Origin of the sequence: Kitasatospora sp. NPDC057512, assembly GCF_042802135.1 — a bacterium.
GTDB lineage: Bacteria > Actinomycetota > Actinomycetes > Streptomycetales > Streptomycetaceae > Kitasatospora.
Genome location: NZ_JBHVET010000278.1, coordinates 1 through 9,936 on the forward strand (window position 1 = coordinate 1; position 9,936 = coordinate 9,936).

Sequence of the window (9,936 nt, forward strand, 5' to 3'; positions counted from 1 at the left end):
GCGGACGGGCCTCAGGCCTTCTTGGCGCACTCCGCGCAGGTCCCGAAGATCTCCAGGGTGTGCGCGATGTCGCTGAAACCGTGCTCGGCGGCGACCGAGTTGGCCCAGCGCTCCACCGCGGGACCCTCCACCTCGACGGTCGCGCCGCAGTGCCGGCAGACCAGGTGGTGGTGGTGCCCGCTGCTGCAGCGGCGGTAGACCGCCTCACCGTCGGCGGTGCGCAGCACGTCCACCTCGCCGGCGTCCGCGAGCGACTGGAGCGTGCGGTAGACCGTGGTCAGACCGACGGAGTCCCCGCGGTGCTTGAGCAGGTCGTGGAGCTCCTGCGCGCTGCGGAAGTCCGCGATCTCGTCCAGGGCCGCCGAGACGGCGGCTCGCTGCCGGGTCGAGCGGGCGCGCGGCGACGGGCCTGCGGTGGTCACCGTGGGTCCTCCTGGGGTCGTGGGCGTCTCGCACATCATTGTGCCAGCCCCGCCCGTCCCTCAGGTGTGGTCGTGCCGGACGGTTCGCCGGAGGCCTGTTCCGGCAGTTCGACGTCGCACACCTTCGGCCCGTGTTCGCCCGTGCCGCGGTGGCGCCGCCGGGCGAGCGGCGCGGCGAGCAGGCTGAACACCGCGAAGACCGCGATGGCGAGCAGCACGATGGCCGGGCCGGAGGGCACGTCGAGGTGGTAGGAGCCGGTGACGCCGGCCAGCGAGACGACCACGCCGAGCGCGATCGAGGCGGCCTGGGTGGCGGCGAAGGACCGGGTGAGCTGCTGGGCGGCGACCACCGGGACCACCATCAGCGCGCTGACCAGCAGCAGCCCGACGACGCGCATGGCGACGGTGACGGTGACCGCGGCCATCACCGCGAGCAGCAGGTTGAGGGTGCGCACCGGCACCCCGGTGACCCGGGCGAAGTCCTCGTCCTGGCAGATCGCGAAGAGCTGGCGGCGCAGGCCCACGGTGACCGCGACGACCACCGCGCCGAGCACCGCGATGGTGGCCAGGTCGGCGGGGGCGACGGTGAGGATCGAGCCCCACAGGTAGCTCTCCAGCGAGCCGGCCCCGGCCTGGGCGGACATCGAGACCAGCAGCTTGCCGCAGGCCATGCCGCCGTAGAAGAGCATCGCGAGGGCGATGTCGCCGCGCTGGTTGCCGCGCGAGCGGACCAGCTCCATGGTGACGGCGCCGAGCACGCAGACCAGCACGGCCATCCAGACCGGGCTGGTCTGGAAGATGAAGCCGAGGCCGACGCCGGTCATCGCGACGTGGCCCATGCCGTCGCCCATCAGCGCCTGGCGGCGCTGCACCAGGTAGATGCCGACGGCCGGGGCGGTGATCCCGACCAGGACGGCGGCGAGCAGGGCCCGCTGCATGAAGTCGTAGGAGAGCATCTCGGTCATGCCAGCAGCCTCGGCGGGGTCAGGTCGGCGTGCGGGTGGACGTGGTCGTGGCCGGGCAGCGCGTGCAGCCCGGTGTTGGGCACGGGCGGGCCGTCGTGGGCGACGCAGCCGTCCCGCAGCACCACGGCGCGGTCGATCAGCGGCTCCAGCGGCCCGAGTTCGTGCAGCACGAGGAGGACGGAGGCGCCGCGGCCGACCTCGGCGCGCAGGGTGTCTGCGAGCACCTGCTGGCTGGCGGCGTCCACGCCGGCCATCGGCTCGTCCATGATCAGCAGGTCGGGGGTGCCGACCAGGGCGCGGGCGATCAGCACCCGCTGCTGCTGGCCGCCGGACAGGTCGGCCACGCCGTCCCCGGCCCGCTCCAGCATGCCGACGGCGGCCAGCGCGCGGTCCACCGCCTCGCGGTCCCGGCGGCGGAAGGGCAGCAGCCGGTGCTGCGGCAGCCGTCCGGTGGAGACCACCTCGCGGACGGTGGCGGGGACGCCGGAGGCGGCGGTGGTGCGCTGCGGGACGTACCCGATCCGGTGCCAGGCGCGGAAGGAGCCGTACGGGGTGCCGAACAGCTCCAGGGCGCCCCGCTCCAGCGGGACGGAGCCGATCACGGCCTTGACGGTGGTCGACTTGCCGGAGCCGTTGGCGCCCAGCAGGGCGACGACCTCGCCGGGGCGGACGGTGAGGTCGACGCCGCGCAGCACCGGCCGGCCGCCGCGCGAGGCGACGGCGTCACGGAGGCGGACGGCCGGGGGTATCGGGTCGGTCATGGTGCTCGGTCCCGTCAGTTCGCGGGGGCGGGGGTGGTGGCGTCGGCTGCGGCGGGCGCGGTTCCGGCGGGGGTGGTGGGGGCGGTTCCGGCGGGCGCGGTTCCGGCGGTTCCGGCGGTTCCGGCCGGGGCGCCGAGGGCGGCCTGGAGGTTGGCCAGGTTCTGCTTCATGACGGTCAGGTAGTCGTCCTTGGAGGGGTCCTTGACGCCCTCCAGCGGGTCCAGGACGGCGGTCTTGAGGCCGAGGTCCTTGGCGACGGTGTCGGCGAGCTTGGGGCTGACCAGGGTCTCGAAGAAGACGGTGGTGACGCCGTTGTCCCGGGCGGCCTTCTGCACCGCGGCGAGGCGGGCCGGGGTGGGCTCGGACTCCGGGTCGACGCCGTTGATGGCGACCTGGGTGAGGCCGTAGTGGTCGGCGAGGTAGCCGAAGGCGGCGTGGCTGGTGACGAAGGTCCGGGTCCTGGCGTCCTTCAGCCCGTCCCGGAACTCCTGGTCGAGCGCGGTGAGCCTGGTGACCAGCTCGTCGGTGTTCTTCCGGTAGTCCTCGGCGTGCGCCGGGTCGGCCTTGGCGAACTCGTCGCCGACGCTCTTGGCGATCGCCGCGTAGCGGGTCGGGTCGAGCCAGATGTGCGGGTCGCCGGCCGCGTCCTCGTGCTTGTGGCCGTCGGCTCCGTGGGCCCCGTCCGCCCCGTGGGCCCCGTCGGCGGCCTCGGTGCCCTCGTCGAGGTGGTGGTCGACCAGCGGGCTGGCGGCGGTGGCGTCGATCTTGTGCTTGCTGGACGACTGCGCGACGGCCTGGTCGACGGTGGGCTGGAGGCCCTTGAGGTAGATGATCGCGTCGGCCTTCTGGACCGTGCCGACCTGCTTGGCGGTGAGCTCCAGGTCGTGCGGCTCGACGCCGGCGGCGGTCAGGTCGGTGACCGCGACGTGCTCCTTGCCGATCTGCTGGGCCAGGAACTCCATCGGGTAGAAGGACGCGACGACCTTCAGCCGGCCGCCGCCGCTGTCGGCGCTGCTGCTGCCTCCGCAGGCGGTGAGGGCGAGGGAGGCGGCGAGCGCGGTGGTGCCGAGGGCTATGGAGCGGCGGATGCGGCGGGAGAGTCCGAGTCGAGGCAGTCCGATCATCATGACAATCATTCTCATCTCACATGGAAATGATTGTCAAATCACTCGGACGGGTGAACGAGAGGTGACGGAGGGTGGGAGCGGTCGGACGATACCGATTTGAATCACGTACCCGTATGGCCGGTAACCTGAGGTATTCGGGTACGCGCAACCAGCCGTGCCCTGACCGTGCCGTACGTACTGAAGAGAGCACTGTGGCCGCCGACAAGATCGACACGATCGTCAGCCTGAGCAAGCGCCGTGGCTTCGTCTACCCCTGCAGCGAGATCTACGGCGGCACGCGTGCCGCCTGGGACTACGGGCCGCTGGGCGTCGAGCTCAAGGAGAACATCAAGCGCCAGTGGTGGCGCGCGATGGTGCAGGCCCGCGAGGACGTCGTCGGACTCGACTCGTCGGTGATCCTCGCCCGCGAGGTCTGGGAGGCCTCCGGCCACGTCGCCACCTTCAACGACCCGCTGACCGAGTGCCTCTCCTGCCACAAGCGCCACCGCGCCGACCACCTGGAGGAGAAGTACGAGGCCAAGCACGGCTTCCCGCCGCCGAACGGCCTCAAGGACGTCAACTGCCCCGACTGCGGCACCAAGGGCCAGTTCACCGAGCCCAAGGACTTCTCGGGCATGCTGAAGACCCACCTCGGCGTCACCGAGGAGGCGAGCGGCCTGGCGTTCCTGCGCCCCGAGACCGCCCAGGGCATCTTCACCAACTTCAAGGCCGTCCAGACCACTTCGCGCAAGAAGCCGCCGTTCGGCATCGCCCAGACCGGCAAGAGCTTCCGCAACGAGATCACCCCCGGCAACTTCATCTTCCGGACCCGCGAGTTCGAGCAGATGGAGATGGAGTTCTTCGTCAAGCCGGGCGAGGACGAGCAGTGGCACGAGTACTGGCTCCAGCAGCGCTGGGACTGGTACGTCGGCCTCGGCCTGCGCACCGAGAACATGCGCTTCTTCGAGCACCCGAAGGAGAAGCTCTCCCACTACGCCAAGCGCACGGTGGACATCGAGTACCGCTTCAACTTCGGTGGTAGCGAGTTCTCCGAGCTGGAGGGCGTCGCCAACCGCACCGACTACGACCTGCGGGTGCACAGCGAGGCCTCCGGCCAGGACCTGAAGTACTTCGACCAGGAGTCCGGCGAGCGGTACTTCCCGTACGTCATCGAGCCGGCGGCGGGCCTCAACCGCGCCATGCTGGCCTTCCTGATCGACGCCTACTTCGAGGACGAGGCGCCGAACGCCAAGGGCGTCATGGAGAAGCGCGTCGGCATGCGGCTCGACCCGCGCCTGGCCCCGGTCAAGGTCGCCGTCCTGCCGCTGTCGCGCAACGCCGAGCTGTCCCCGAAGGCCCGCGGCCTCGCCGCCGACCTGCGCACCGCGTGGAACGTCGAGTTCGACGACGCCGGCGCCATCGGCAAGCGCTACCGCCGCCAGGACGAGATCGGCACGCCGTTCTGCGTCACGGTCGACTTCGACACCCTTGAGGACAACGCGGTGACCGTCCGCGACCGCGACACCATGTCGCAGGAGCGCGTGTCGCTGGACCAGGTCAAGGCGTACCTGGGCGCGCGGCTGATCGGCTGCTAGCGGCGGGTCGTCCGGCTTCGCCCGGGGAGCCCTCGTCCGCCCTGGTGGGGCGGGCGGGGGCTCCCTGCTGTTCGGGGGGCTCTGGGTCCGGGGTCCCTTGGCGTGCCCGCCGCCTCCAGCCTCCGGTGCCGCCGCTACCGGCGTCCCCAGCGGGAGCGCGGGGCCGCGGGCGGGCGGGTCGGCAGGCCGGCGGTGCGCAGGGCGGCGAGGGTGGTGCGGTGGCGGGCCTCGTCGGCGAGCAGCGCGGCCAGCAGCTGCGCGTACAGCTCGGAGTTGCCCGTGCCGTCCAGGGCGGTGGCCAGCCCGACCACTTCGGTGGGCGGGCGCAGGACGGCCAGTTCGCCCAGCAGGAGGGTGGCGAGTGCGGGTGGCAGCCCGGTCGCGAGGGCGGCGAGGTCGGCGGTGGAGCGGCCGGCGGCCTGGCGCAGCAGCGTCCGGACGTCGTCGGCGCGGCCGTGCTGCTGGAGGCAGGCCGCCAGGGAGGTCAGCTCGGGCATCGGCGCCGACCCCCACTCCCAGAGCAGTGTCGCGCTGTCGGCGGCCAGTCCGGCCTGGTCCAGTGCGGAGAGCAGGGTGGGGACGGACGCGGCCGGGTAGCTCCAGAAGGCGTGGAACACCTCGGCGGCCTCCTCGGCCAGGCCCAGTTCGCGCAGCTCGGCGAGCACGGCGACGGAGTGGTCGGGCGCGGTCCGGGCGATGCTGCGGGCGAGGTGGAGCGAGCCGCCGGTCGGGCCGTACCGGGCCAGCATGCCGACCAGCAGCGCGGCGTCGGTGGAGGTGAGGCGGGCGGCGGCGGTGTCGATCACCTCGGTGGCCTCGGCGAGGGAGCCGGCCCGGTGGAGGGCGGTGATCCGCTCGGTGAGGGCGCCGAGGTCGGGGCGGACGGGCGGCGGGGCCTGTTGCTGCAGTGGCTGGTGGTGGTGTTGCGGGGCCGGCGGGGCCGGTTGCTGGTGCTGTTGGGAGTGCTGGTGCTGGTGCTGGTGCTGTGGCGGTGGTGGCTGGTGCCGGTGGCGGATCCGGCTCTCCAACGCCTCCAGCTGGTCGCTGAGTTGGAGGCAGCGGGCGCCCAGGCCCTCGCGCAGGGTCCGGGCCTGGGCGAGCTGGCGCAGCAGCTCCCCGTCCGGCCGCTGACGGCCCGGGGTGGCCCGGATCGCCTCGTTCAGGCGCCGTTCGCGTTGGCTCGCGTAGCGGCTCGCGCGGAGTAATTCGTCCAGCTCCGCGCGGAGTTCGGCGGCCTGCAGCTCGCCCTCCGGCTGCCCGCCCGCGGGTTGTTCCGTCGGCCGCATGCGCATGATCGCCCCAACCTGTCCATCCGGACCCTGACTGCGTGACATCTTGGCGACAGTATGTGGCTGGGGAGTTACGAGCGCACGACCAGTCGTGCCCGAGTGGTGTCAAGGAGCGCGCAGAGGGCGGTCGTTGCGAGAAGTGCGCCGGTCGCGCTCCGCAGGAGGGTCGCCTCGTAGTACGGGCCGGGCGCGAGGGTCGCGACGGCGTACCCGACCACCGCGCCCGCCAGGGCGGGCGGCAGGAGCCGCGGCGCGTCCCGGCGGGCCGCCGCGCCGATCACCAGGAGCCCTGCCAGGGCGGCGAGTTCGGGCGTGCCGAAGGACTCCGCGTAGCGGATCGACAGGGCGGGGACGAGGAACAGTGCGAGCGCCCGACCGATCGTCCCCGCGAGGGTGGCGGTGTACGGGCCGGGTAGCGGGCGCGGGGCCCGGGGCGGGACGGTGCGGGTGGCGACGAGCACCGCCAACGCGGCCGCGGCGGACGGGAGATGGTCGCCGAGCCGGGCGAGGTTGTAGAGCAGCGCGGTGTCGTACAGCACCAGCATCAGCTGGCCGTACGCCCACAGGTCGAGGGCGAAGCGGAACAGGCCGCGGGCGGGCTCGGGTTCGGGTGCGGGCTTGTCCTCGGCACCGGGCTCGGCGCCGGGCTCGGCTCCGGGTTCGATTCCCGGTTCGGAGCCGGGTTCGCGTCGGGCCAGCCAGGCGATCAGGGGAGGGGTGAGGCAGGCCGCGAGCACGCGCAGGACGAGGTCGTCCACGGTGTACGGGTTCCGCAGGTCCCACTCCACCGCGCAGAACGCCACCGTGTACGAGGCGGCGGCCAGCGGGACCAGCGGCGAGCGGGCCAGCCGGACGTACAGCGCGCGGTCCAGCCGGCGGACGACGGCGACGAACGCCAGCAGCACCAGCGGCAGTTCGAGGAACGCCTGGACCCGCAGGACGGACGGGGCCAGGAGCTCCGGGGCGGGGAAGCGGGCGGCGAGGGAGTCGAGGCGGGGCACGTCGAACCAGCCGGGCGGCAGGTAGCGGGTGATGAAGGAGACGTCGCCGTGGTGGACGCGGTCCACGTAGACCGCGACGAGCACCTGGTTGAGGTAGATCAGCGCGACGACGGCCGCCAGCACCGGCTCCGGCCCGTACGAGCGCCCTCGCCGCGCGGGCCCGGCCTCCCGCCGCAGCACCCGCGGCGCCAGGAACAGGGCGGTGGCGGCCGAGGCCGCGACCGTCCCGTCCAGCAGCGGAGCGATCCCGCTCACGCGGCCAACCGCGCCCGGGCCTCCATCAGGGCGAAGCCGAGCAGGTTCAACCCGCGCCACTCGGCGGGCTGCTGGGCCCGGATGTCGTCGGCGGCGAGCCCGATGCCCCAGATCCGGTCCACCGGGCTGGCCTCGACCAGCACCCGGTCACCCGTGCCCAGCAGGTACGTCCGCAGCGCCTCGTCCTGCCCGAACTTGGCGACGTTGCCCGCCACCACCAGCTCGAACCGGCCGTCCACCCAGGCCTTGTCGTCGAAGTCCTTGACCAGCCGCCCCAGCTTCTTCGCCTCGGCGGGCGTGCGGGCCGCCAGCACCCGCCGCACGATCTCCTCGTCACCGAACATCCGGGCCTTGCCGGCCATCATCCAGTGCTCGGCGGAGGCGTACGCGACCCCGTCGACGGTGAACTCGCCGGGCCACCACTGGCTCAGGCACTCCTGCCGGGTCCCGCCGCCCTTGCGCTCGGTGTGCCCCCAGAACATCACCCACTTCGGCCGCGCCCCGTCGGCCATCGCCGCGGCCAACTCCTCGCGGCTGCGGACGGTGGCCAGGTCCCCCACGTGCATCTCGCTCATATCGTCAGTCTGACATGAAGGGGTGGCTGCCGCGAACCGTTTCTCGGTGAATCACCCTCGCAGGGGTGGCCCGCGGGATTCCCCCGGTCAGGCCTTGGCGGCCAGCTCCAGGAAGCGCAGGCCGACCTCCGTCACTTCCTCGGCCGTCCAGCCCAGGGCCGGTTCGCCGAGGCTGACCTCGGCCATGGCGAGGCCGGGGGCGGCGTCCTCCCAGTGGGAGACGAACCAGATGCCCTCCTCCTCGGCCAGTGCCAGGTGGGCGGCGTTGAGGGCCTTGGCCGGGTGGGGGAGCCAGAGTTGGTACTCGTGGGTGGGCGGCACCTCGGGGTTCAGTCGGGCGCCGGGGAGGGCGGCCAGGGCGGGGGTGAGGGTGGTGGCGGCGTGGTGGATGTGGGCGGGGATGCGGGGGAGGGCGGTGTCCAGGCCGTGGAGGGCGGCGAGGGCGGCCGGCCACTGCTGGGAGAGCTGGCCGCCGTAGCGGTGGCGCCAGGTGCGGGCGTAGGCGGTGAGGGCCTGGTCGCCGGCGAGGGCGGCGCCGCTGATGCCGCCGAGGTCCTTGTAGTAGGACACGTAGACGCTGTCGGCGAGGGCGGCGATCTCGTCGAGCCGCTTGTCGAAGTGGACCGTGGTGTTCCAGAGCCGGGCGCCGTCGAAGTGCACCCGGGCGCCGGTTTCGCGGGCCGCGGCGACGAGGGCGGTCAGCTCGTCCCAGGTGGGGAGGAGGTAGCCGGGGTCGCGCAGCGGGAGTTCGACGACGAGGGTGCCGAAGGGCTCGCCGACCGCGTGGAGTTCCCCGGGGGTCGGCTGGCGCTGCTCGGTGGTGGGCCAGAGGCCGCGCAGGCCGGTGAGCTGGGTGTAGGCGTGGCGCTCGTGCCGCTCGAGGTGGCTGAGCGGGTGCAGCGCCACGGCCGGGTTGCCGGTGCGTTCGGCGTGGTGGCGGAGGGCGACCTGCTGGGCCATCGTCCCGGTGGGGAAGAAGACCGCGTCCTCCTTTCCGAGCAGTGCGGCGGTCCGTTCCTCCAGCTGCCGCACCGGCCCGTCGCTGCCGTAGAAGTCGGGGAGGACGTCCAGGTCGTCCAGGGCGGCGAGTTGGGTGAGGCGTTCGCGGATGCTGAGGCCGCGGTCGGCGGAGAGGAAGCGCTCGCAGGTCATGCGGGCCGCGCGGCGTCGGTGGAACTCGCTCTGGTCGTCGGTCATCCGGCGATTGTCAGCCCGACGGCACGGTCAGACCAACCGCTTTTCCCACCGCAGGGCGGGGTGTCCGGGTATCCACGCCGTCTGGGTGTCCGCCGTGATGCGGAGCCGGACGGCGGTGAGGTCGGGACGCCCGGCCTCCTGCCAGGCGGCGAGGAGCCGCTCGATCTCGTCCCAGAGGGCGAGCCGGCCGCCCTGGTGGACCGTCCAGCCGTAGGTGTCGTCCTGGACCTGGGCGGAGGATCCGGGGACGCAGAGGCAGTAGACCGACTCCAGGTCCTCGCCCGTGGTGACCCAGAACCACGCGTCGGGGAAGGCGAGTTGGACGAGGAAGGCGGGCGTCGGGTCGTTGAGGAGGGTGGGGGAGGTGCTGGTCGGACGCCCGGTGCCGTCGGCACCGGACCAGCCGGGCAGGAACGGCGGGCGGGACGGGCGCGGGACAGCGGCCCGGCCGGTGACCCGGCCCTCGGCGGTGCCGTCGGGGAGCACGGTGAGCTCTACCTGGCCGGCGCCCTCCTGCCAGGTGCCGAGGACGGCCGAGACGGTGCCGCCGGGCCTGGTCTGCCGCACCCAGCCGGAGGGGATGAGGCGGACCGGGTCGGTGGCGCGGACCCCGTCGTACGGCGGGTGGGTGGTGGCGGCGGCGGGGGAGCCGACCTCCAGGATGTTCCGCGGGCCGTCGGGGTTCATCGTCCTCCTCGGGGTGGGGCCGGAGCGGGGCGGGGCCGGAGCGGGGCGGGGCCGTGAGGCCGTCCGCCCGTGTCGGGGTGACG

10 protein-coding genes are annotated in these 9,936 nt (G+C 73.2%); 1 reads left to right on the forward strand and 9 read right to left on the reverse strand.

The window, feature by feature from the left end:
• Window positions 1–11 precede the first annotated feature (11 nt).
• From ACFU6K_RS19445 to ACFU6K_RS19460, 4 genes are read right to left on the reverse strand one after another with little or no spacing between them, the layout of a single operon-like run.
• Complete coding sequence (locus ACFU6K_RS19445; protein WP_189918013.1) at window positions 12–422, reverse strand: Fur family transcriptional regulator; 411 nt, start codon at window positions 420–422, stop codon at window positions 12–14.
• A gap of 35 nt (window positions 423–457) precedes the next feature.
• Window positions 458–1,387 (reverse strand): metal ABC transporter permease, encoded by a 930-nt coding sequence (locus ACFU6K_RS19450; RefSeq protein ID WP_049651098.1) that lies wholly within the window; start codon window positions 1,385–1,387, stop codon window positions 458–460.
• Window positions 1,384–2,148: a metal ABC transporter ATP-binding protein gene (locus tag ACFU6K_RS19455; protein ID WP_380664595.1), complete on the reverse strand. Its 765-nt coding sequence runs from the start codon at window positions 2,146–2,148 to the stop codon at window positions 1,384–1,386. The genes ACFU6K_RS19450 and ACFU6K_RS19455 overlap by 4 nt, the downstream gene beginning before the upstream one ends.
• Window positions 2,149–2,162: 14 nt before the next feature.
• On the reverse strand, window positions 2,163–3,275 hold the full coding sequence (locus ACFU6K_RS19460; protein WP_380664597.1) for a metal ABC transporter substrate-binding protein: 1,113 nt from the start codon (window positions 3,273–3,275) through the stop codon (window positions 2,163–2,165).
• 191 nt (window positions 3,276–3,466) lie between these two features.
• Here ACFU6K_RS19460 and ACFU6K_RS19465 point away from each other — a divergent pair, with 191 nt between their 5' ends.
• Window positions 3,467–4,849 (forward strand): glycine--tRNA ligase, encoded by a 1,383-nt coding sequence (locus ACFU6K_RS19465; RefSeq protein WP_224279482.1) that lies wholly within the window; start codon window positions 3,467–3,469, stop codon window positions 4,847–4,849.
• Window positions 4,850–4,983: 134 nt separating this feature from the next.
• On the opposite strand, the gene ACFU6K_RS19470 is transcribed toward ACFU6K_RS19465, so the two are convergent.
• The 5 genes from ACFU6K_RS19470 to ACFU6K_RS19490 all read right to left on the reverse strand — a co-directional run bounded on the left by ACFU6K_RS19470 (window position 4,984) and on the right by ACFU6K_RS19490 (window position 9,853).
• On the reverse strand, window positions 4,984–6,141 hold the full coding sequence (locus ACFU6K_RS19470; RefSeq protein ID WP_380664598.1) for a hypothetical protein: 1,158 nt from the start codon (window positions 6,139–6,141) through the stop codon (window positions 4,984–4,986).
• A 68-nt stretch (window positions 6,142–6,209) separates the two neighbouring features.
• Complete coding sequence (locus ACFU6K_RS19475) at window positions 6,210–7,394, reverse strand: hypothetical protein (protein ID WP_380664599.1); 1,185 nt, start codon at window positions 7,392–7,394, stop codon at window positions 6,210–6,212.
• Window positions 7,391–7,969, reverse strand: a complete 579-nt coding sequence (locus tag ACFU6K_RS19480) for an NADAR family protein (RefSeq protein ID WP_380664600.1) — start codon at window positions 7,967–7,969, stop codon at window positions 7,391–7,393. Before ACFU6K_RS19480 ends, ACFU6K_RS19475 begins: the two co-directional genes overlap by 4 nt.
• An 87-nt stretch (window positions 7,970–8,056) precedes the next feature.
• Window positions 8,057–9,166 (reverse strand): threonine aldolase family protein, encoded by a 1,110-nt coding sequence (locus ACFU6K_RS19485; RefSeq protein ID WP_380664601.1) that lies wholly within the window; start codon window positions 9,164–9,166, stop codon window positions 8,057–8,059.
• Window positions 9,167–9,193: 27 nt separating this feature from the next.
• Window positions 9,194–9,853: a hypothetical protein gene (locus ACFU6K_RS19490; RefSeq protein WP_380664602.1), complete on the reverse strand. Its 660-nt coding sequence runs from the start codon at window positions 9,851–9,853 to the stop codon at window positions 9,194–9,196.
• Between the last annotated feature and the right edge of the window lie 83 nt (window positions 9,854–9,936).

Coding starts and splice junctions, on each gene's coding strand:
- ACFU6K_RS19450 (WP_049651098.1), bottom strand. CDS start 1,387: ATGACCGAGATGCTCTCCTACGACTTCATGCAGCGGGCCCTGCTCGCC.
- ACFU6K_RS19455 (WP_380664595.1), bottom strand. CDS start 2,148: ATGACCGACCCGATACCCCCGGCCGTCCGCCTCCGTGACGCCGTCGCC.
- ACFU6K_RS19460 (WP_380664597.1), bottom strand. CDS start 3,275: ATGATGATCGGACTGCCTCGACTCGGACTCTCCCGCCGCATCCGCCGC.
- ACFU6K_RS19470 (WP_380664598.1), bottom strand. CDS start 6,141: ATGCGCATGCGGCCGACGGAACAACCCGCGGGCGGGCAGCCGGAGGGC.
- ACFU6K_RS19480 (WP_380664600.1), bottom strand. CDS start 7,969: ATGAGCGAGATGCACGTGGGGGACCTGGCCACCGTCCGCAGCCGCGAG.
- ACFU6K_RS19485 (WP_380664601.1), bottom strand. CDS start 9,166: ATGACCGACGACCAGAGCGAGTTCCACCGACGCCGCGCGGCCCGCATG.
- ACFU6K_RS19490 (WP_380664602.1), bottom strand. CDS start 9,853: ATGAACCCCGACGGCCCGCGGAACATCCTGGAGGTCGGCTCCCCCGCC.